The organism is uncultured Neptuniibacter sp. (assembly GCF_947498015.1).
GTDB lineage: Bacteria > Pseudomonadota > Gammaproteobacteria > Pseudomonadales > Balneatricaceae > Neptuniibacter.
Genome location: NZ_CANMIR010000004.1, coordinates 133,248 through 155,391 on the forward strand (window position 1 = coordinate 133,248; position 22,144 = coordinate 155,391).

The 22,144-nt window shown below is 46.4% G+C and carries 23 protein-coding genes; 19 read left to right on the forward strand and 4 right to left on the reverse strand.

Annotated features, from left to right (window positions below):
* The first annotated feature begins 28 nt into the window (after positions 1-28).
* Both rlmF and Q0882_RS06620 read left to right on the forward strand, forming a co-directional pair.
* Entirely contained in the window at positions 29-1,012 is a 984-nt protein-coding gene (rlmF, locus tag Q0882_RS06615; protein ID WP_299179271.1) for a 23S rRNA (adenine(1618)-N(6))-methyltransferase RlmF, read from the forward strand.
* 62 nt (positions 1,013-1,074) lie between these two features.
* Positions 1,075-1,983, forward strand: coding sequence for an MBL fold metallo-hydrolase (locus tag Q0882_RS06620; protein ID WP_299179272.1), 909 nt, complete (start codon positions 1,075-1,077; stop codon positions 1,981-1,983).
* Between the two features lie 44 nt (positions 1,984-2,027).
* Here the strand turns inward: Q0882_RS06620 and Q0882_RS06625 are convergent, their stop codons facing one another.
* Positions 2,028-2,621: an indolepyruvate oxidoreductase subunit beta gene (locus Q0882_RS06625; RefSeq protein WP_299179273.1), complete on the reverse strand. Its 594-nt coding sequence runs from the start codon at positions 2,619-2,621 to the stop codon at positions 2,028-2,030.
* Positions 2,618-4,492 (reverse strand): thiamine pyrophosphate-dependent enzyme, encoded by a 1,875-nt coding sequence (locus tag Q0882_RS06630; RefSeq protein ID WP_299179274.1) that lies wholly within the window; start codon positions 4,490-4,492, stop codon positions 2,618-2,620. The genes Q0882_RS06625 and Q0882_RS06630 overlap by 4 nt, the downstream gene beginning before the upstream one ends.
* A 348-nt stretch (positions 4,493-4,840) precedes the next feature.
* Here Q0882_RS06630 and Q0882_RS06635 point away from each other — a divergent pair, with 348 nt between their 5' ends.
* The gene (locus Q0882_RS06635) at positions 4,841-5,158 is read left to right on the forward strand and encodes a hypothetical protein (protein WP_299179276.1); all 318 of its coding nucleotides are present in this window, start codon (positions 4,841-4,843) and stop codon (positions 5,156-5,158) included.
* Between the two features lie 327 nt (positions 5,159-5,485).
* On the forward strand, positions 5,486-6,676 hold the full coding sequence (locus Q0882_RS06640) for a diaminopropionate ammonia-lyase (RefSeq protein ID WP_299179277.1): 1,191 nt from the start codon (positions 5,486-5,488) through the stop codon (positions 6,674-6,676).
* A gap of 60 nt (positions 6,677-6,736) precedes the next feature.
* Here Q0882_RS06640 and Q0882_RS06645 read toward each other — a convergent pair whose 3' ends face one another.
* Positions 6,737-7,228 carry an Lrp/AsnC family transcriptional regulator gene (locus Q0882_RS06645; RefSeq protein ID WP_299179278.1) on the reverse strand — a complete coding sequence of 164 codons (492 nt, stop codon included), beginning with the start codon at positions 7,226-7,228 and terminating at the stop codon, positions 6,737-6,739.
* 224 nt (positions 7,229-7,452) lie between these two features.
* Here Q0882_RS06645 and Q0882_RS06650 point away from each other — a divergent pair, with 224 nt between their 5' ends.
* The 7 genes from Q0882_RS06650 (at position 7,453) to Q0882_RS06680 (ending at position 14,755) form a co-directional block, all read left to right on the forward strand.
* Positions 7,453-8,250: an aspartate/glutamate racemase family protein gene (locus Q0882_RS06650; RefSeq protein ID WP_299179279.1), complete on the forward strand. Its 798-nt coding sequence runs from the start codon at positions 7,453-7,455 to the stop codon at positions 8,248-8,250.
* Between the two features lie 17 nt (positions 8,251-8,267).
* Positions 8,268-9,431, forward strand: coding sequence for a M20 aminoacylase family protein (locus tag Q0882_RS06655; RefSeq protein WP_299179280.1), 1,164 nt, complete (start codon positions 8,268-8,270; stop codon positions 9,429-9,431).
* Positions 9,432-9,478: 47 nt separating this feature from the next.
* A complete protein-coding gene (gene dctP / locus Q0882_RS06660; protein WP_299179281.1) occupies positions 9,479-10,513 on the forward strand; it encodes a TRAP transporter substrate-binding protein DctP in 1,035 nt (344 codons plus the stop codon).
* A gap of 104 nt (positions 10,514-10,617) precedes the next feature.
* Positions 10,618-11,133: a TRAP transporter small permease gene (locus Q0882_RS06665; protein WP_299179282.1), complete on the forward strand. Its 516-nt coding sequence runs from the start codon at positions 10,618-10,620 to the stop codon at positions 11,131-11,133.
* Positions 11,134-11,158: 25 nt separating this feature from the next.
* Positions 11,159-12,505: a TRAP transporter large permease gene (locus Q0882_RS06670; protein WP_299179283.1), complete on the forward strand. Its 1,347-nt coding sequence runs from the start codon at positions 11,159-11,161 to the stop codon at positions 12,503-12,505.
* 49 nt (positions 12,506-12,554) lie between these two features.
* Positions 12,555-13,736, forward strand: coding sequence for a Xaa-Pro peptidase family protein (locus Q0882_RS06675; RefSeq protein ID WP_299179284.1), 1,182 nt, complete (start codon positions 12,555-12,557; stop codon positions 13,734-13,736).
* Between the two features lie 101 nt (positions 13,737-13,837).
* Entirely contained in the window at positions 13,838-14,755 is a 918-nt protein-coding gene (locus Q0882_RS06680; protein WP_299179285.1) for a DMT family transporter, read from the forward strand.
* A 48-nt stretch (positions 14,756-14,803) separates the two neighbouring features.
* Here the strand turns inward: Q0882_RS06680 and Q0882_RS06685 are convergent, their stop codons facing one another.
* Positions 14,804-15,295: a MarR family transcriptional regulator gene (locus tag Q0882_RS06685; RefSeq protein ID WP_366915916.1), complete on the reverse strand. Its 492-nt coding sequence runs from the start codon at positions 15,293-15,295 to the stop codon at positions 14,804-14,806.
* Between the two features lie 235 nt (positions 15,296-15,530).
* On the opposite strand from Q0882_RS06685, the gene ectA reads away from it, so the two are divergent.
* From ectA to Q0882_RS06725, 8 genes are all read left to right on the forward strand, one after another.
* Entirely contained in the window at positions 15,531-16,031 is a 501-nt protein-coding gene (gene ectA / locus Q0882_RS06690; RefSeq protein WP_299179287.1) for a diaminobutyrate acetyltransferase, read from the forward strand.
* A gap of 55 nt (positions 16,032-16,086) precedes the next feature.
* Positions 16,087-17,397: a diaminobutyrate--2-oxoglutarate transaminase gene (gene ectB, locus Q0882_RS06695; protein WP_299179289.1), complete on the forward strand. Its 1,311-nt coding sequence runs from the start codon at positions 16,087-16,089 to the stop codon at positions 17,395-17,397.
* Positions 17,398-17,410: 13 nt separating this feature from the next.
* Entirely contained in the window at positions 17,411-17,803 is a 393-nt protein-coding gene (locus Q0882_RS06700) for an ectoine synthase (RefSeq protein ID WP_299179290.1), read from the forward strand.
* A 1,076-nt stretch (positions 17,804-18,879) separates the two neighbouring features.
* Positions 18,880-19,389 (forward strand): hypothetical protein, encoded by a 510-nt coding sequence (locus tag Q0882_RS06705; protein ID WP_299179292.1) that lies wholly within the window; start codon positions 18,880-18,882, stop codon positions 19,387-19,389.
* A 15-nt stretch (positions 19,390-19,404) separates the two neighbouring features.
* Positions 19,405-19,914 carry a hypothetical protein gene (locus Q0882_RS06710; RefSeq protein WP_299179293.1) on the forward strand — a complete coding sequence of 170 codons (510 nt, stop codon included), beginning with the start codon at positions 19,405-19,407 and terminating at the stop codon, positions 19,912-19,914.
* Complete coding sequence (locus Q0882_RS06715) at positions 19,911-20,681, forward strand: metallophosphoesterase (protein WP_299179294.1); 771 nt, start codon at positions 19,911-19,913, stop codon at positions 20,679-20,681. The genes Q0882_RS06710 and Q0882_RS06715 overlap by 4 nt, the downstream gene beginning before the upstream one ends.
* Positions 20,682-20,741: 60 nt before the next feature.
* Positions 20,742-21,062 carry a HipA N-terminal domain-containing protein gene (locus Q0882_RS06720; RefSeq protein ID WP_299179295.1) on the forward strand — a complete coding sequence of 107 codons (321 nt, stop codon included), beginning with the start codon at positions 20,742-20,744 and terminating at the stop codon, positions 21,060-21,062.
* Positions 21,059-22,048, forward strand: a complete 990-nt coding sequence (locus Q0882_RS06725; protein ID WP_299179296.1) for a type II toxin-antitoxin system HipA family toxin — start codon at positions 21,059-21,061, stop codon at positions 22,046-22,048. The genes Q0882_RS06720 and Q0882_RS06725 overlap by 4 nt, the downstream gene beginning before the upstream one ends.
* Positions 22,049-22,144 lie beyond the last annotated feature (96 nt).

The following is a 22,144-nucleotide window of genomic DNA, read 5'->3' on the forward strand; positions in this document are numbered from 1 at the left end:
CCGCATTTAATCGGCTGCCGGAACTGCTTTGGATACTAAACTGCCTCGCCACAGTGGCAAGAAAGGGACGCTACATCCGCGAAACCCTCATTCACAATCGTACGATTTTGAACAACTATGTACCGCGCTTCCTGAGCTTGAGATATATGTGCACCTGTCAAAATCTGGGCGGAAGTCGATCGATTTTTCAAACCCTGATGCGGTCAAAGCTCTGAATCAGGCTCTCCTCAAAGCGTTTTATCAGGTGCGTTACTGGGATATACCACAAGGGTATCTCTGTCCGCCGATACCCGGTCGAGCCGATTACATTCACTATATTGCAGACCTGCTCTCATCTTCCAATAGTGGCAGTGTACCTGTGGGGAAAAAAATTACCGGGCTTGATATAGGCACGGGAGCTAACTGTATCTATCCCATCTTGGGTAGCCAGAGCTATGGTTGGAGATTTATAGGCAGTGATGTTGATCCTGTCTCTATTGCCAGCGCAGAACAGATAGTTAAAGCAAACCCCGTATTAAAGGGCGCCCTGAACTGCCGTCAGCAAAACAACGCGAAGCACGTTTTTAATGGGATTATCAGGCCAGAAGAACGGTTTGATTTTACCCTTTGCAATCCTCCCTTTCATTCCTCTCAGCAGGAAGCAAATAAAGGGAGCAGGCGAAAAGTTAGAAATTTGAGCCGTGCCAAAAACGTGAATGAGCCTGAAAAGCTAAGTCTGAATTTTGCTGGTCAGGGCGCTGAACTCTGGTGTGAAGGGGGCGAACGCGCCTTTGTCAGGATGATGATTATGGAAAGTCAGAATTTTGCGGATCAGTGTTTATGGTTTACCTGCCTGGTCTCAAAAAAAGAGAATCTGGCACCTATCTATAAAACGCTAAAGCAGGTCAGGGCGAAAAAGGTGAAAACCATTGAGATGTCGCAGGGTCAGAAAGTCAGTCGCTTTGTGGCCTGGACGTTTCACAATGAAGCCGAGCGCCTGCAATGGATTCAGCAATATTGGAACAGGCCCTAACGTCCTTGCCGGTTTGATTATTGAAGACTACATTGGATACTAGCTTAATAAAGGAGTTGAAGATGTCGGATCTCATTAATAGATCTGTAGGTTTTCTGTGTAGTTTACTGTTGTTGATACCCATATCAGGGTACTCAGAAAACCATCACCAGGCAGATAAAGAGTTTAAGGTTACCCAACTGACAGACCGCATTTCGATGCTGCAGGGGCGTGGGGGTAACATCGGCGTTCTATCAGGTGAGCAGGGCATCCTGATGATTGACGATGACTATAAGGTGATGTCATCAGCGCTGCAAAAAGCACTCTCCCCATTTGGAGGTGAAGAGAAACTGACCTATATCGTCAATACCCATTGGCACGGTGATCATACTCAGGGCAACCTTCATTTTGGTCATTCAACACCGATTATCGCTCATGATAATGTCAGGGCCCGGCTGCTGACTGCTCAGGAGATAAAACTCTTCAATATGAAAAGTGAGCCCTATCCTGAATATGCCTTACCTTCCATCACCTATGAAAAATCACTGACTCTGCATATTAATGCTGAAGAGGTAGAGATACTTCATCTTGCCAATGGGCATACGGATGGTGATTCCGTCGTATTTTTTAAAAAAGCTAATGTGGTGCATTTAGGGGATCACTTCTTTAATGGATTTTTCCCATTTATAGATGTTGATCATGGTGGTGATGTACTTCAGATGGCCAAAAATATTGACCATGTATTGATGCGGATCGATGAGAAAACGGTCATCATTCCCGGACATGGTCCTTTAGGGGATAAGCAAGATCTGCTGGCCTTTAAACAGATGCTGGAAGGCACGGCTGCGGAAGTTAAAAAGATGCGTGTCGCAGGTATGAGCGTAGAGCAGATGCAGGCACAGGGCTTAACGGCGCAGTGGGATGAATGGGCAGACGGGTTCCTTTCACCACAGGTCTGGATTGGGATTATCAACAGCAGCTTGGATAAGTAGTTCATCAAAAAATAAGGGCTCCCGTTGGAGCCCTTATTGTGACATTAGTTAAATGCACGTCTTCCTATAGCGAAGGCTTCCCGATTTAATTCCACAATGGATTCCCCTTTTACTTTAAATCGTGCCAGGAGGTGCTGCTCAAGCGTCTCAGCCGGGAAGGGGAGGTGATCAGCGATTGCACCAAGCATAATGCTGTTAATAAGTCGCCGGTCGCCGAGATCGATAGCAGCATGCCCCGCATCATACTGATGAGCATCTATCCCTTTCTCCAGTAACTGGGCAAAGGGTTCTTCGGGATAATCGAACAACCCAATCGATACAACCGGAGGGAGTTGAGCGTAGCTGTTCACCATCATCAGACCCTCTGATCTCAGATAGGTGCTCCAGCGGAGTGCCTCTGCCGGTTCAAATGCCAGTATCAGATCGGCTTCTCCGGGAACGATAGAGGGTGATAAAACCTTGGGGCCAAAACGTACATGGGAGGTGACTACTCCGCCTCGCTGAGCCATACCGGCCACTTCGGTTTTTTTTACGTCATATCCGAGGTCAAGGGCTGTGGTAGCGAGAATATCTGCAGCTGTCATTACACCCTGACCACCGATTCCGCAAACCAGAATATTGGTTACATCTTGCTTCACTTTACTTCCACCGCGTTAGTTAGCTGATCACAACTGATATTGCGTGCTGGGATAATGGCATCCGGGGCGCAAGGCTTAGTACAGAGATCGCATCCGGTGCATGCGGCTGTGTCGATCTGTACAAAGGCCAGCTCCTTCTCTTTTCCGTTTGGCTTAATGACTGTTTCCCGACGAGTCACTGTGATTGCAGGGCAGCCGACATCAAGGCAGTTACCGCATCCGGTGCATTTATCATCATCTACTTTTAGAGGGGGAAGTTTGCTATAGCGTTCTGTTAGTACGCAGGGCTGATTGGTAATGATGACTGAGGGTTCTTTTATTTTGACCTCTTCACGTAACGCTTTGAACAGGGTAGGCATCTCGTAGGGATTCACTTCGCGAATGCGCTCAGGTTTGACTCCCAGCGCTTCACAGAGTTTACGGAAATCCACCTGTGAGGTTTCCTGACCCTGGAGGTTTATCCCGGATGATGGCGCATTTTGCCCGCCCGTCATACCAACTGCACGGTTGTCCAGAAGCAGAATGGTGACGTTACCTTTGTTATAGGTGATATCCAGTAGCCCTTGCATGCCCATGTGGAGGAAGGTTGAGTCGCCAATGACTGCCAGGACATTTTTATTCTGATCGGATTCACCGCGGCCTTTATCGATACCCTGAGCAACACTGAGGCTGGCCCCCATGCTGATACAGGTATCAAGCGCGTTCCAAGGGTGTCCCGCACCCAGTGTGTAGCAGCCTATGTCGCCAGCGATGATGGTGTTTTTGATATGTGATAGACAGTAGTAGATGCCCAGGTGAGGGCAGGCGACACACATAGTGGGTGGTCGTGGGAAGATATTTTGTGCAGGGATGATGTTGTTATATTCCCCTGCCTTGCCCAGCAGATTGTTGATCGCAGGTTGAATAACCGGAGGTGAGAGTTCGCCGATTTTGGGAACAATATCTTTACCGTAAACTTCGATATTAGCGGCGCGTAGTTCGGTTTCGAGTAACGGCTCAACCTCTTCAATTACCACCAATTTTTCAACAGTTTGACTAAACGCGCGAATCTTCTCGATCGGGGCTGGGTGGCTAAATCCGAGTTTAAGAACCGGGGCATCCGGGAATGCTTCTTTTACATGGAAGTAAGCGGCCCCTGATGTGATGAAACCCACTTCAGTATCGGTACCACTTTCGATGATGTTCAGATCGTTCTCTTCACTACACGCTTTGAGCGCAAGGTCCCGAGCCATCATCTTGGGAATTCGGCCCTTGGCGTTGCCGGGGACCATTACCAGACGGGAAGGGTCTTTAACGAAACCGCGGGTCTCATGAGATTCCGCCTCTTTATTAACCACAACCCCTTTTACATGGCAGATTCGCGTGGTCAATCTGACTATCACTGGAACTTCATACTGTTCAGAGAGGGCAAAGGCTGCCCGGGTAAAATCGTAGGCTTCCTGAGCATCACTGGGTTCAAGGACCGGCAGATGAGCAAAGCGTCCCCAGTAGCGAGAGTCCTGCTCGTTTTGAGACGAGGAGAGGCCCACATCGTCAGCAACAACGATCACCAGTCCACCGACTGCACCGATGAGTGTCTGAGTCATGAACGCATCTGAGGCGACATTCATACCCACATGCTTCATCGCGCAGAGGGCTCGACTACCTGCCATTGAGGCACCAATAGCCACCTCAAGAGAGACTTTCTCATTGATGGACCATTCAGAATAGATCTCCGGGAATCCCGCAACGTACTCAAGAATTTCAGTAGATGGTGTGCCGGGGTATGCCGCAGCAACTTTTACATTAGCGTCACGTGCGGCTTGTGCGACCGCCATGTTGCCCGAGATAAACTGCCGGGTTTCGGGCAGCACAGACTCTGCAATACTCAATTTAGAACCCTCTCTGCGCATTGTGATAAATAAAATGCGCTATTTATTGTATTTATGAATCACTTTGTAAGAATTCTATAGATGGCTCTTAAAGCTTACGCCGACATAGATCAAGTTTTGCCAAGGGACTGAGAGTCATTGGTTAAGAACGTGCTGAACTTTGGTCGTATATGCGGATATTTTGGTGAGAATATGCTGTTTCTTATTACCTGCTACTCTAAGGAAAGGTAGATGGGGAGGGTATTTGGATCCCTGACTTCGCAAAATTGGAGAGTGTGAGTACACGCTAAAGCTCATCTTTGACGGGATAGATAAGTGAATGGTTATGGGAAATAGAGTAACTCGTATATGAAAACTTGCCCGTACTGTCATTGTGAAATTCGGGTAAATGAGCTTCCTCACCAGGGGTGGACGAGCAGTCATAGGCTCTGTCCTGAATGTGGAGGCGCATTTACTGTTGATCGTAAAACTAAACAGCGACAATCTGTGTGCCTGGTTGTGGCATCGTTCTCGCTGGTATTTACCCTGTTGCTCTACTTCGGAGACCTGTACTGGTTAATTCCGTCTGTTTTCACCTATCTGGTTTTGGCATGGCAAATTTATCAGGGAAACCGAAAGTTGATCTTTGTGCCATACCGTCCTGACCCTTCTCGAAACAAAGAGTGAGGTTCGTATATACAGAAGAAACACTCAGGATTGAGGTCAGTGGGCTATATGACGATAAACCCTCATTAAAGTAACGAATAAGCGTAAATCCCTTATCGCCTGATAAAAATTGGAGGAAATACCGCAAGCCGTTCTCGTAAACTTTTCATAATCAAAACCTCGGATGTTGATCACGATTACTGATCTCTGAGGTGACTGACTTTGCGATCTGGTTTTCCAGAAAATGATAAAAGCAACAAAGGTAAGCTTTATATAGCGTACATAAGAATGAGTTTTATGAAGATGTGCAGTAAGCAGACTTTGTTATAACCAAAGGCAACGATGATTATGATTAAACTGAGTGGCAACCTAACCCATTTCTCCAACCCGAAGGCGAGCCGTAAGAATGAATATTCAGCGCTTCAGCGGGGTGTGATCAGCGTTGCGAAAGCGGAAGAAGCTATTACGGATATCAAAACCTGGCCAGCCTATGCGGTAACGCCGCTGCACTCACTATCTGATATGGCGAAAGACGCAGGCTTAGGAGCGATCTGGTACAAGGATGAGTCTATCCGTTTCGGCCTGAAAAGTTTCAAGGCGCTGGGAGGTGCCTATGCGGTTGCTCGTCAGTTGCAGAATGTTTTAGAAGCTCGCCTCGGCAGACGCCCTGCTATTGAAGAGTTACTTAACGGTGACCTGAAAGGTGAGGTGTCAGAGATAGTGGTTAGCTGTGCGACCGATGGCAATCATGGTCGATCTGTTGCCTGGGGTGCCCAGATGTTTGGGTGTGGTTGCGTTATCTATATTCATCGCGATGTCTCTGAAGGGCGTAAGCTGGCGATGGAAGCTTTTGGTGCAGAAGTCGTTCGTATTACGGGTAACTATGATGAGTCAGTTCGGTTAGCTGATACGGAAGCAAAAGCGAAAGGTAGGATTATCGTTTCGGATACCAGTTATGAAGGGTATATGGAGGTGCCAAAAGATGTGGCATTAGGCTATACCGTAATGTTATCCGAGATTGTAGAGCAGTTGAACGGTGAGATTCCAACCCATGTATTTGTTCAAGGTGGTGTTGGAGGACTTGCCTCTGCCGTTGCGGGATATTTCTGGGACCTCTGGGGTGAGAAGCGTCCCCGCTTTGTAATTGTTGAGCCGGAGCAGGCGAACTGTCTGCAGCTAAGTGCCAAGGCGGGTGAGCCTGTTGTTGTGACCGGTGATCTGGATACGTTGATGGCAGGTTTAGCTTGTGGTGAGGTATCGGTTTTAGGATGGCAGATTCTCTCAAATGGCGCGGATGATTTTATGACACTGAGTGAAGATGCTGTTGCTGCAACCATGCAACTACTGGCGAAAGGTTATGAGTCTGATCCAGCGATTGAAGCGGGTGAATCGGCAGTACCAGGGCTCGCGAGTGCAGTAATCGCTAGGCAGACCCCCGAGTTTGCTGAGGTATTAAACCTCAATGAGCAGAGTAAGGTGCTTGTTATCGGGACTGAGGGAGCGACGGATCCTGAACTTTATCAACAGCTTGTTGGCTAGATAAAGCTCTATAAAAACCTCGCTTCTGCGAGGTTTTTTTATTTTAAAAGGCTGCGTTGGTTATTCATCGGTTAGTAACAATGGCACGGATAATCCTGTTTTTACCGAATCCATCACCACATTGGTTTGAAAATTTCGGACATTCAGGTTGTCGAAGAAAACATCCCGGGTAAAGCGCTCATAGTCATCCATATCCCGTGCGGTTACGATAAGAATAAAATCAGCACTGCCAGTCACGTAGTAGCACTGCTGTACGGATGGATTGTTCTTCATCTCTTTTTTAAACGTATCGAGCAGATCCAGTCTTTCCCTTTCCAGTGTGACTTGAAGGATCAGCGTTACCCCAAGACCCACGGCCTTGGGGTTTACAACGGCAACGTCAGCCTTGATGACGTTATTTTCACGCAGACGTTTCATTCGCCTTTGCACGGCAGCAGGGGAAAGCCCTACCTGTTCAGCGATGTAATCAGAGGTGGCTCGGTTAGATTCCTGGATTATCGCTAAAATGTTGCGATCGAAGCTATCCAACTGTACAGCTTGCCCGTTACTCATAGGGTTCCTACCTTCTATCGATCAGTGGTTGTTCTAAGCATAGAGAGTTTTATTCATCTGTGGTGTATGAAATCACGCCACGATGCATATTTTGTGCATTTTCCTTCTGAATTTGCGGCAAACCCTCATTCTCAGGTTTGTATTTCATGAATGGCTGCAGAGCAAACCCTTAATATGGATCTATACCGAATCAGTATCGACACAATAAAAAAGGCTCAGCATGAATGATTGAGCTGAGAGATATGATGATGAAAGTTTTGACCGTAAAACATGCATACCCGCTTGAACACCTGGCCAAAGGTGGTTGCGTTGGGGTTATCTCACTGGGAACAGATTTCAATATTGAGACAGACCTAAACCGCCTGTTTCCAGAGGATGTCCAGTTCTTCACCAGTCGAGTTAAGAATGTAAACCCCCTGACCATTGAAAATCTGCGCACTATGGCGCCGGGTATCAGTGTGGCAGCAGATTCTATTCTGCCAGGCACTCAGCTGGATGCGATGATCTATGCCTGCACTTCGGGCACGGTCGCAATCGGTGTTGATCGTGTCACAGAGCTTGTACAGGAGGTACGCCCAGGTGTTCCGGTAACAAATCCGGTAACCGCTGCATTAACGGCATTTGATCGGTTTGGTGCCAAGCGGGTCTCTATCCTGACCCCCTATACCGAACAGGTAAACCATCAGGTGGCAGAGTTCTTTGAATCACATGGGTACGAAGTTCTAAGTATTGCTGGGTTTGGTTTCGAAGATGATACCGCCATGACCTATATCACTCCTCAGGATATTGCCGAACAGGCAGTGGCTGTTTGTGATCCTGAATCCGATTTGATGTTTATCTCATGCACAGCGCTGAGGGCTTCAACTATTCTTGAAGTAGTTGAGCAAAAACTCAATATTCCCGTCGTCAGCAGTAATCAATTGCTTGTCTGGCATAGCCTGCAGTTGATGAACTACCCCGAAGATATCCCCGGTTTTGGTTCACTGATGCGTAATGCGTTCACATTTGGCCGCTTAGCTTAACGATTTATTGGAGATTTATGATGTCTATCGACCCGCAACTCATTTCTCAGATGACCGAATGGCGACAGCATATGCATCGCTTTCCTGAATGCGGATTTGATCTACCGCTAACGGCTGATTTTATCGCAGAAAAGCTGGAGAGCTTCGGGATTGAAGTCACAAGGAATGTAGGTGAAAAAGGGGTAGTCGGTGTCCTACGGTGTGGAGATGGAAGTGCAAGTATCGGCCTGAGGGCTGATATGGATGCACTCTTTATTCACGAAGAGAACCAGTTTGAACACCGCTCTCAGCATGATGGGAAGATGCACGCCTGCGGTCATGATGGTCACTCTGCCATGCTGTTGGGGGCTGCGAGCCACCTGGCACAAGCGCGAAACTTCAATGGCACGGTCCATTTTATCTTTCAGCCGGATGAGGAGCATGGCAAAGGTGCTCAGGCGATGATTGATGATGGCTTGTTTGAGCGCTTCCAGATGGATGCTGTATATGGCTTACACAATATGCCTGGCTTGCCTGAAGGCAGTTTTACGGTGCGCCCCGGTTCGCTGATGGCCAGCGAAAGCAGCTTTGAGATTGTGGTTGAGGGTATTGGTGGTCATGCAGCGATGCCTCATCGAGGCGTAGATCCGATTGTTGTCGGTTCACAGATTGTCCTGGCACTGCAGACAATTGTCTCGCGAAATCTTAGTGCTATAGAGGAAACCGCTGTGGTTTCTGCTACTGAGTTTGTTACCAATGGCACGGTAAATGTAATCCCCTCTCAAGTTGTCATTAAGGGGGATTGCCGCTGCTTTACAGAGGATAGTCTGAGCAAAATTTCTGAGAGTATGGAGCGAATTGTCGCTGGAATCTGCCAGTCAGCCGGTGCGAAATACCAGTTTGTTTTTGAAAACACTTTCTACCCAACCGTCAACAGTCCTGAGCAGACAAAGCATGCGATCAGGGCAGCTGAAGCGGTGTTGGGGACTGAAAATGTAGAGGGGGATTGTTTACCTCTGACAATTTCAGAAGATTTTTCCAGCATGTTACGTGTTAAACCCGGTTGCTATGCGCTGTTAGGTAACGGTGTGGAGTCCGTTGGTGGCTGTGCTTTACATAATCCAGAGTACGATTTCAACGACCGCATTCTTGAGTACGGTGCACGCTACTGGGTGCAGTTGGTGTGTAACCAGTTGAAATAGATAAACCAAAAACCTTGATTCTAAAAATAAAACCTGAGGAAACAAAAATGAATAAATTATTAGCCGCTCTTCTGGCTGTGGGCATCAGTTTTGGTGCACATGCTGAAACCTGGAAGTTCGCTTCAGAAGAGGACAAGAAAGACGTACAGGATATTTTTGCACAGGCTTTCGCTAAAAAGATAAAAGAGGAGTCTGATGGAGATATCAGGGTCAAAATTTACTATTACGGTCAACTCGGTACAGAGAATGACATCGTAGAGCTGACATCAAAAGGGACTGTGCAGTTCGTATCGGTGGGTACCGGTCATCTGGGATCTTATGTTCCAGAAGTACAGGCGATCAGCGTCCCCTATGTTTTGGGTACCGATACTGATGTAGTGCGCAAGGTTTTGACCAGTAGTAAGACCATCTACGGTGATCTGGCTGATCGTTTTGAAAGCGTCAATCTTAAATTGCTTACGATGATCTCGGAAGGTGAAATGGTTTGGGGCGCGAATAAAGCGATCAGGAGTCCTGAAGATTTTGCCGGACAGAAGATCCGCACTTTTACCTCTACGATTCCAGTGGAAACCTACAAGGCCTTTGGCGCAACGCCGACACCTCTGTCATGGGGTGAAGTGTATGGTTCCCTCCAGCTAAAAACGGTTGACGGTATGGTTAACCCGATCTATTTCATCTACAACGCAAAATGGCATGAAGTTCAGGATTACCTTATGTTCCCTGGGCAACAGCCTTATGTGGGAACCGTTTCCACAAACAGCAAATGGTTCAACGACCTATCTGCTGAAAAACAGGAGATGGTGCGTGCTGCGATTGCCACTGCAGAGCAGGCTGCTCATGACTACCAGCTGAAGATCAATCAGGAAAATATGGACAAAATTATGGCCGAACGTCCTGATATGAAAGTGGTGAAATTAAATGAGCAGGAGCGTAGTCGCTTCAAAGAGCTAAGTAGCTCCCTGCATGAAACCTACTATGATGTGGTAGAGAACGCGTACGAGGACGACAAAAAAAGTAGCGCTCGTAAGAACGCTAAGATGATCCTTGAAAACCTAATTCAGGAAGTCAAAGACGCTTCTTAAACCTATCCCTCCCTCAGTTGCGCGGGGGTGTACCCAACCCTTCCGCGCAACCGAACTGAACGTTGATAAAGCCATATAACCTTGTGGTTTTCAGGAAGGCTCTTATGAAAAAGTTATTCCATAACATCAGTGCTATTACCGAGGCAGTAGAAAAATTCATTATCTGTTTTTCAATCTTGTTGATGATGGCAAATTCAACCGCTAATGCAATTGGAAGGTACTTTTTTGGTAAGAGTTTATTCTTTTCCGAAGAGCTGAATCAGTTCCTGATTGTTGCGGTTACCTTTATCGGATTTGCCTATGCGGTCCGTCAGGGGCGAAACATTCGTATGACGGCTTTGTATGATTCTTTGGGATTTAAAGCAAAAAAAATACTGACAACTGTCATCTCAATCATCACCGGACTTTTGATGTTCTACCTCACTTATAAAGCAGTGTTTTATGTGCTGGAACTTAAGGATATCAATCGGTTAAGCCCGGCGCTGCAGTTTCCGGTCTATATCATCTATTCCATTATCCCGGTCGGTTTAGGGATCGCTGGTATTCAATATCTGATCGCATTCTTTATGAACCTTACCCATAAAGAGATCTACCTGTCGTACGAAGTGACAGACAGCTGAGAAGAAACCTAAAGGGTGAAATATTATGAGTTCAATTTTAGATTTCTTTGCAGATGTCATCGCAGGTGAACTAGACGTTTACGTTGTCACTTTTACGCTTGTAGCCGCGATGGTCATCCTGCTGTTTCTTAGTTTCCCGATGGTTGTCCCGCTGGCCGTAGGTGCTTTGATCGGGCTGGTGCATTTTTCCGGTATCGACCCCGGAGTCATCGTTCAGCAGATGGTGACCGGGATCTCACCCAATGCACTGATTGCAGTGCCGATGTTTATTCTGGCCGCCGACATCATGACCCGAGGGCATACCGCGCATAACTTACTCGGCCTGATAGAAGCGTTTGTGGGGCACATGCGTGGAGGCTTACCGATCACAACCTGTATTAGTTGTACGCTGTTCGGTTCTGTTTCCGGTTCAACTCAGGCGACAGTGGTATCCGTAGGTCAGATTATGAGGCCGAAACTGCTTCAGGCAGGATATAAGGATAGCTTCATTATGGCGCTGATTATCAATGCCAGTGATATCGCATTTCTGATACCTCCAAGTATTGGTCTTATCCTCTATGGAACGTTGGCGAATACCAGTGTAGGTGAGCTGTTCATTGCAGGGATCGGTCCCGGTGTTGTGCTGGCGATTATGTTCTCTATTTACTGCTTTATCTACAGCGTTTATCAGGGTGATAGCGTTACCGTCGTTGAAAAAACAACGCTAAAGCAGAAAGTTGAAGCGATTAAAAAAGCGATTTTACCTCTGGGTTTTCCTGTGTTGATTGTGGGTGGGATCTATTCCGGTGCGGTAACACCTACAGAGGCTGCCTCTTTTTCAGTGTTGTACGCCATTATTGTTGAGTGCGTGATCTACCGGGAACTCAGTTACAAAGATGTAGCGGATGCAGCGCTCAGTACCGGTCTTATTACCGCGGTGGTGTTCATTCTGGTTGGCATGGGGCAGGCGTTCTCTTGGTATATCTCATTTGAACAGATTCCACAGGATCTTCTGGCTCCTCTCAATCTGGAAGATGCCTCCAAGGAATATATTCTGTTCGTGATCGCATTGGCATTTTTTGTTGGTTGTATGTTTGTAGATTCATTGGTTGTGTTGGTCATTCTGACTCCGATATTTGTACCGATTGTGGCAGATGTGGGTCTTGATCCCGTGCTGGTGGGCGTGATGATTACGCTTCAAATGGCCATAGGTTCAGCTACACCACCATTTGGGTGTGACATTTTCACAGCGATTGCGATTTTTAATAAGCCCTATATGGAGGTGATAAAAGGGACGCTGCCATTCATTCTGATTCTTTTCATGATGTCAGCGATGCTGATCTTTGTGCCTGATATCGCTTTGTTATTACGTGATCTGGCTTTTGGAAAATGACGTTGAAATAACGTTAAGAGAATAGGCAATATTCATTAGGGTAGCTCTTATGACAATGCTAGGTAAAACGCCCCCCCGTGGCTTTGCACAATCAGAATTTGAAGCGCGTACTGAGAAACTTCAGGGTTTAATGACAGCCAGTGGAATTGATGCAGCGTTTTTTACAACTGAACCTGAATTCCGTTATTTCAGTGGGTTTAAATCGCAGTTTTGGGAGAGTCCAACCCGGCCGTGGTTTTTAGTTGTTCCTGCTACAGGCCGGCCGATAGCAGTAGTTCCTGAAATTGGTGTCGCCGGTTTTGAAGAGACCTGGATAGAGGATGTTCGTAGCTGGCCATCCCCCAGACCTGAAGATGATGGGATCTCTCTGTTGGGGCAGACCCTGGCAGAGGTTTCCAAAGGGTCGTTTAAGTTGGGGGGGATGCTTGGTCCTGAAACCCACCTACGGATGCCAGCGAGTAACTTTGAGAAATTGAAACATGCATTAAGCCAGCATGAACTGGTTGATGTCAGTGAGTTGGTGCGTAAGCTCCGGAGCGTTAAATCAGCCGCAGAGGTTGCCAAAATCAGGTTTGCCTGTGAGGTGACCAGTGCAGGTTTTAATTATCTTAAGGATAACCTCAAAGTGGGGATGACTGAACGAGAGGCGTGTAAGGCGATGCACCTTGAGATGCTGCGTTTGGGCGCTGATAGCTGCCCATACCTTATCTCTGCATCAGGTCCGGATGGATATGACAATATCATTATGGGACCCACCGATCGCAGACTCAATGAGGGCGATGTGCTGATCATCGATACCGGGGCTAATTTCGATGGTTATTTCAGTGATTTTGACCGTAATTTTGCATTTGGCGACGTACCTCCTGCCACTCATACCGCTTACGATGCCGTGTACAGATCTACCGAAGCCGGGTTAGGGGTAGCGGCTCCCGGCAGGAGCACCGGTGATGTTTGGCGTGCCATGTGGGATGTACTCGAAGCTGCGGGCGCACTGGGGAACGATGTTGGTCGCATGGGGCATGGTCTGGGAATGCAGTTAACCGAATGGCCCTCACATGTAGAGGGGGGAGATGTCGTGCTGGAACCTGGGATGGTATTGACCCTGGAGCCGGGTATGACCTATGCGCCCGGAAAAATGATGGTGCATGAAGAGAATATACTCATCACAGACAATGGATGCGAGATGTTACATCAACGCGCCTGGCCACGTTTACCCGTGATCACATCTTAGACAGCGTCAGAACTCTCTGACCTGAAACCTTTTTACTCTTTCTGATAAAAGCGGCCTGCTCACTGAGTGAGGGGGCTGCTTTTGCCTGCCGTAGGTTAATCATGATCCATATACAGGAGCGCGCCCTGCGTAAAAAGGGTGTGCTGTTCAGTCTTGTGGGGGCTTTGTTACTGACCCCTGATGCAGTTGTTATTCGTTGGATGGAGATCGGTCATACAGAGGTCCTGTTCTGGCGCGGGCTGTTTTTTGGGCTGGGGTTCTTTTTGATCGCACTGCTCCGAAATCGCAGCAAAGTGTTCCGGGCAATCCGCAATGCGGGCTGGCCAGGAATTCTAAGTGGTGTCTTCTTCGCGATGAATACGTATTTTTATACTAAGTCGTTACAGCAGACCAGTGCCGCCGCAGCCTTGATGATTATCAGCACCGCACCGATCTTCGCAGCAGGGATAGGTTGGATCTGGTTACGAGAGCGGATCAGCCTGACTGTCTGGCTGACGATTCTTATCACCCTATTGGGTATGGCAATTATTGTCAGCGATGAGGCGGGTGGAAACAGTTTGGCAGGCAACCTCATGGCAGTGGGTTGTGCTGTTTTTATGGCGCTGAATTTTAACTGGTCACGTATGCATGCGCCTAGGGATATCACGCCGGGTTTGATCTTTGGAGGGATCATTATTTTTCTGATCGGTTTTTCCGAAACTGATGTGCTGATAGCAAAGCAGGGGGAGATCGGAGCGATGTTCCTTTCTGTCGCGATTGCGATGCCCATTGGGTTCGTTCTGCTACAAATTGCGCCGCGTTATATCAGTGCGACCGAGGTCAGTCTATTTCTATTACTGGAGTCGGTGATAGCACCTGTTTGGGTATGGATTGTTCTGGGCGAAGCCCCTGGAGTGACCACTCTATTGGGTAGTATGGTCATCGTCATGGCTCTGTTGTTATACAGTTATCTGTCTGGAAAGGAGTCTCAGCTAAGGAGAAAGCAGCTCTGTAATGGTGCAATTTTGAATAACAAATGAGCTGCTTCGGTAAAAATATTTAGGAACCCTAAATACCCTGTTAATAACTCACTGTTTATCGGTTTCAGGTCGGTCAATCTGACCGATATCCAGCATAGGTGCAGCATCCAGATGTTGGGCATCAAGCATAAATGAAACCCTTTCCAATGCTGTAATCACCATCGATTGCTCCCAGGGCAGCATATCGTCAAAACGGCGTACAAACATATCCTGCTGGGTCGTCGGCGCGCCTTTCATCAGATCGAGCCCTTTAGGGCTCAGGGTGATCCAGACCTTTCGCTTATCGTCTTTGCCGCGCTCCCGGAGAATGAGCTCTTTCTTCTCCAAACGGTCAAGAATACTGGTAACTGTGGCCTGGGTCAGGGTTACCTCTTTAGCCAGTTCCCCCGTGGTAACAGGGGATACCAGGCGTAATGCCTGCATTGTCATCAATTGGGGGAGGGTCAGGCCTGTTCGGCGGCTAATCTCTTTCTCTTGCATATCAGTGGATCTGATAATCTGGCGCAAAAGTACCAAGGCTTCCTGGCTCTTATCCATCATCGTAAACCTAGCTAATTTTCAGGCAAAGAATTCTACCCTAGTCGGTAGAGCTCTGTCATATCGAAGTAATATTTAGTATTGCAATGTTATTTTTGTGCACTTGCTTACAATAAAGTTACTATTTTAGTGCACTTTTTGTCCATTCTATCGGTTTTTCTCTTGTAATAGGGCAGGAATGATGTTTTAAAATATATAGGAATGCTAAACAATAGATTTGCGATATATTTGTATTACTATGGAAATTCATTTTAGAAAGCCAGAACCTATGGATGGGGCTCAGGTTCACTCACTTATTAGTCGGTGCCCCCCTCTAGATACCAACTCCCTCTATTGCAACCTGCTGCAATGTCAGGATTTCGCTGCTACATCGATTGTTGCGGAATCTGAGCAGGGTGAGATTATCGGGTTTATCTCGGGCTATGTTCCGCCTCAGCGCACCAATACGCTGTTTATCTGGCAAGTTGCACTGGATTCAAATTTTCGTGGCAGAGGTCTCGCTTTTGAGATGCTGGAGCGCCTTTTTAGTCGTAATTCAGCGTTATGTTTTATGGAGACGACCATCTCTCCAAGCAATGAAGCGTCGAAAAAGCTTTTCACGGGCTTCTTCTCAAAGCATCACATGAATTATGAGGCCCAGACTCTGTTTCAAAGCGGTACGCATTTTCACGATGGCCATGAAGATGAAGTGCTCTATCGTGCAGGACCTGCAAAGCAGTTTGCGCCCATTCGGGCATAGAGATGCACCTGTCCCCCATTTTTGATTAATAGATCAGCCTTTTGGAGGCTAATAAATGAAAATTTTTGAAGAGATTGAATCCGAGGTTCAGTCATACGCCCGCTCATTCCCACGCGTGTTCAATCGCGCTAAAGGGGAGTTTCTCTATGATGAGGAGGGGAATCAGTATCTGGATTTCTTAGCCGGTGCGGGGACGCTGAATTACGGGCATAACAACGAGATCTTCAAGCCTGCGCTGATCGAGTATATCCAGGCCGATGGTATTACCCATGGTCTGGATATGCATACAAAAGCTAAAGGTGAGTTTATGGAATCTTTTAATGAAAAGATTCTTAAGCCGCGACAGCTGGACTATGTAATGCAGTTTACAGGGCCAACCGGAACCAATGCGGTAGAGGCCGCTATGAAGCTGGCTCGTAACGTGACCGGGCGTGAAAATATCATCGCATTCACTAATGGTTTTCACGGGGTCAGTTTGGGCTCTCTGGCTGCAACCGGGAACTCACACCATCGTGGTGCAGCGGGCGTAAGCCTCGGCGGTGTCAGTCGTATCCCCTATGATGGTTATCTCGGAGATGAAGTCGATACGACAGAGTATCTCGATAAGGTGCTCTCTGATACCAGCAGTGGTATCGACCATCCTGCGGCTGTGATCGTGGAAACGGTTCAGGGTGAAGGCGGGATTAATGCGGCCAGCTTTGAGTGGTTGCAGAGTCTGGAACAGGTGTGTCGTAAACATGGGATTCTACTCATCATTGATGATATCCAGGCGGGGTGTGGTCGTACCGGAACCTACTTCAGCTTCGAGGAAGCCGGAATTAAACCGGATATCGTGACCCTCTCAAAATCCCTGGGCGGATATGGTCTGCCATTTGCTGTGGTGCTGTTTAAACCTGAGATCGACCAGTGGAAGCCGGGTGAGCATAACGGCACATTCCGTGGCAATAACTTCGCCTTTGTGACCGCAAAAGCTGCGATCGACCACTACTGGTCGGATGATAAATTTACAGCCGAGATCAAAAAGAAAGGCGACTATATCTCTCAGCGTCTCAATAAAATTGTTGATCAATACGGAGAGGGTAATTTCACCACCCGAGGTCGCGGCATGTTTCAGGGGATCAATTGTGTCAGTGGTGAGCTGGCCTCCAAAATTACTAAACAGTGTTTCCAGAACAACCTCATCATTGAGACCAGTGGGGCCGATGATCAGGTGGTTAAATTCCTCTGCCCGCTGGTAATTAGCGAAGAGAATCTGGCGAAGGGGATCGATATTGTTGAGCAGGCGATTAAAGATGTGTGCGCATCGGAATCTGAAATCCCAGAAGACAATGACTATTTCGATACTGTTTATCAGCAGACAGCTTAAGAGAGTTTAAACAATGATCGTCCGTACACTGCAAGAAGCTGAGAATTCAGAACGACGTGTGGTATCACCCGATGGCCACTGGGAGAGTACCCGGCTACTACTGAAAGAAGATAAGATGGGATTCTCATTCCATATCACCACCATCTACGCAGGCACCGAGACCCATATCTGGTATCAGAACCATTTGGAATCGGTCTACTGCATCAGCGGAGAGGGTGAGGTCGAAACTTTAGATGATGCCGCGATTCATCCGATTAAACCCGGCTCTATCTATATTCTGGATCAGAATGATGAACACCTGCTGCGTGCCCACACAGAGCTAAAGTTGGCGTGTGTATTCAATCCTGCCCTGAATGGTAAAGAGGTGCACGATGAACATGGCGTCTATCCATTAGAGGAGAGTTAAAGGCGCAGCCTTTCGGAGCTAAAAAAAACGGGCTTCAGGGCCCGTTTTTTGTTCATGATGAAATGTCGATTTCGAATAAAGATTGTGAAAACGAGGGGTGAAAACAGGGCTTATACGTCGAATAAAGTTTGTGAAAGTGGTTCCTGACAACATTAACTCTCCCCTTAAAAATTCGAATAAAGATTGTGAATTTGTAATTGATTGATTTTAAAAGGATTTTGTTGAGTTTTTGGTGGTGGGCTTCTCTCGTTATTTTAGCTCTGTTTAGTGTACTAAGTATTGCTTAAATCAAGCAGAGCGTCCATATGCTACACACTGCCGCACTTGAGTCTAGATCTTGGATCTATGCTTACTTGGATTGTAGCAAAGTTCTCTGGTTTTACGTTGTAATAGCAAAACAATTAGCCTCTTGAACAGAGAGTTTTTATGGGTTGAGCTTGAGTCACCTCCTTGCCGCCCGGATCATATCTAACTACGAACTGTATGATGGCTTTCCCGTTTCAAGTTATCTAAATCTATGAGAATTAGTGGTTATCCCCAGAAAAAATATTTGGGGTTAACTTTTATATTTCTTGGGTTGGTGCACAATTTATAACGATATACGTAATAAATTGTGCACCTAAATGATACGTACTCATCCTTACTAGGTTGCGAGATATCTAAGCTAGTCATCTCTATGTCCCGCGAGATTGGTTACAAAGTTGCCCCTTCAATGATCTTCCTACCTTATACAACCCATCTTTTCGAAAAATCGAAAACGAAAAAATTGGGTGCTTTAGGCTCAAATATTTTCAGAGAATTGTTCAAAAATAGCGTCAAAAAATGGATTTTTAATGGCTGTTTTCAAACAATGATTAGATTTTTCTTAACCATATATTTTTGAAAGAAAAATGGACGTTTAGATGGTCGTTTTTTTGAAAGAAATCATGAAAAAAATTGAAAGAATTAAGGCATCTTTAGAAACAGTTAAATACTATAACGATTAATAATTCCCTTTAAAAACAGTTGGTTGCGAGGTTGTTTGTGTTGTGCTGTACTGTGAATGTTCTCTCATAAATCGATAGGTTAGGTGCAACATGAAAAAGAAAAATCATCAAAATAAGGAAGAAGTTGAAAGCTCAGAGTTCGAACAAAAGTTAGAAGGTGATAAGGGCGTTTTTAAAGAACAAAGTACACCTGCCGGAACAGGGCTATCGATAAGCTTTGAAGAGGTCTTCGATCCAGGGGAATTGTTTGATGCAGGTTATATAGGTAAGTCTGTCAAAGAGATTGTTCAGATCGCAAATGAGATTGCTCCGTTCAAGCCTGTTCGGGTAGTTAAGTACTGGACATGGTTTGATCTTCGCTGTGACCAAAAGGCCATCGAACGATATGCAGCAGAAGGTCTAAAGCCCGTAATGCTAATGGCGGATCAGATTATTTACGACTCCACCCAGCCAGAATCTGTCGGCAATTGGGTTCGTACGTCTCTTCTCCTAAAGTTTCACTCACCAGGTGCTTTTGAGACACGAAATCGGATTTACATGATGATTGATGCTGGGCGGCGTAAGCCAGTAAGCCCTGCATTTATTGCATCTCTACATTAAAGGGAGAACATTGTCATGACTCAGTTTTTCTTTTATTCCCGCTTCCGAAGGAATCTGAATAGCATACTAAGACAGATCTCAAATCCATCTGGAGCTGAAGCCGTTTTCGTTGAGAAGAGGAACGGTGAGGATAGCTTTGTTTTGCTGTCAGCCAAGCTCTATGAGGAGCTAATGGAGATTAAGGCAGATGCCTCTTACTTGAATACGTCAGCACAAATTGAGGAGCTGCAAAAGAAAGTACCTATTTTTGCCAACCATCAAACCCCGTACGTACGGCTGATTGATATTCCCAATCCATGGCGGAGTGAGTTTTTCTCTGACTCCCTTGGAACTGGATGCCCAATCATCCCGGGTGAAGGTTCGTGTCACTATGCCTGGGATTGGAATAAATGGTTGGATTTCCGTTCGAAATCTCATCGGAGGACTCGTTTCGGCGGGCCTGTGTATTTTATATCAGATGATGAGGCTTCCAAGCCCGTAAAAGCTGAAAACCATGGCTCATCTGAGGAGGATCGTGAGTCATGAAAATTTTGGTTTATTCAGATCTTCATGTTGAAATCACTCCACTGTCACTACCTCAAAAAGTGTGGGAACAAGTTGATGTAGTGGTGTTGGCAGGGGATATAGGAACTGCAAAGAAAGCTCTACCTTGGATCCAAGAAAACGTGCCTGAGGATATTCCTGCATACTGGGTTTACGGTAATCACGAATACTATGGTGGCCATCTCGCATCTTCACGTATTAAATCGGTTCGAACTTTAGGTGAAGAATCACCTATAAAAATCCTTGAGAACAGGTCTATTGAATTCAACGGGGTTCGGTTTCTGGGTTGTACCCTATGGACGGATTGTCGGATTCATGAGGATAAAATCAGTACATCGTTAGTCACTCAAGAAATTGCAGAGCGTATGAATGACTATCGTCGAATCCGTACTGGGGGAAGTTATAGAAAATTACGGGTATCTGAGACCATCTGTGAACACCTTAATTCTGTAAGATGGCTTAGGTCTGAGCTGTCCAAAGAATACCCTGGACCAACAGTGGTAATAACTCATCATGCACCTCTGCGTGAGTGCCTTAATGATGTGGGCGATCCTTATCTAGATGGAACTTATGCATCGGATCTTAGTGAACTCATTGAAGAATACCAACCTGATATATGGATATATGGGCATACCCATGAAAAACGAGATTTTATGGTGGGTAACACTCGCCTTATTTCGAATCCTCTAGGGTATGTTGAGTATGGAGAAAAGACCGGATTTGATCCCGCCTGTGTTATTGAAATCTGATGCTAGTTTCGTACTTCTGTTGGTAAGAGTAAACCAAAACACACATATCGAGGGCATGTAATGAGCAGGATTGCACAAGTGCTATATGACGGCCGGTACGCAGGTGAATTAAGAGAACTGGATCAAGGTGGGTTCGAGTATATTTATGACTCTGATTATCTAGTCAGCGGTACACCACTATCTTATCGACTGCCGTTACAAAAAGAGCCGTTTGTGGCGACGGAGCTATTTGCTTTCTTCGAAAATCTCGTTGCTGAAGGCTGGATGAGAGAAGCTCAGTTGGTAGCTGAAAACCTGGATAAGAACGATGCCTTTGAACTGTTATTACGAAACGGTAAGGACCTAGTAGGAGCTGTAACGGTGAGAGCATTAAATCCATGAATCGCTGCTTCATTACTCTCGAGCAGTTGCCCGAATCTAATACCAATCCATTGATGAAAGATTCAGCGGCACAAGAACTGTATGGCTGCAGTTTTGTTTCAGCTCAGTTGGGAATGACCCGAAAAGAACTGTTAGTCGAAGGAAGAAGGTTTGTAAAAGGTATCTCTATACCCGGGGTTCAGCCAAAGTTACCAATGAAAGTGGATAACATATCAAAGCAGCTAACCTTGGCTGGCAGTGACGGCGAATATATTCTCAAACCTACTCGTGATGGTTTTCATAATTATGCTGAGATGGAACACCTCTGTATGGAGATCAGTCGGGCACTAGGTATTGATACTGCCTTGTGTGGTCTGGTGCAGTATGCAGACGGAGAGTTGGCATATATCACTAAACGTTTCGATCGAACACCTCTAGGGAAACTGCACCAAGAGGACCTTTGTTCTTTATCCGATAAACCGACATCAGAGAAATATAACAGCACCTATGAAGAAGCAGGTCGAGAATTGTTGCTGGCAACAGGGGCGAAAGTATCCGTGCAGTGTGATTATTTTCAGCGAGTTCTAGCTGCGTACCTGGTCGGTAATGATGATTTTCATTTGAAGAATTTCAGTGTGCAACGATTAGCAGGCAACAGAGGGTTAACTTATGACTCATTAACTCCAAACTACGACTGCCTGTGTACTGAGTTCTATGAATTAAGCGTTTTTGGGCTGCTTGCAATGCCGCTATTAGATCAGGAGTTGAATGGTGAATACTCAGAAGCTTACGAGCACTATGGCTACTATACCAAAACAGACTTTCTGAGTTTGGCTGATGCGATTGGGATAGGCGAGCAACAGGCCATAGAGGTGTTGGAACGGTTGGGTGAAACGCAGCAAAAGGTTTTGTCCCTGATTGAGGTTTCCTTTATCAGCGATAAGCTCAAAGCAGAGTTTAAAGCTTTGGTTGAAGGTCGTTATAGAGCGATTTGTGCTGAGTATTGATTAGTCACACTTCCCAAGAAAAAGAAAAGTCCTGCGGGAAATTTGGAAAATATCACAAAAGTCGTGGGTAAAAGTTGGGGGGGGGGCAAAAAAGTC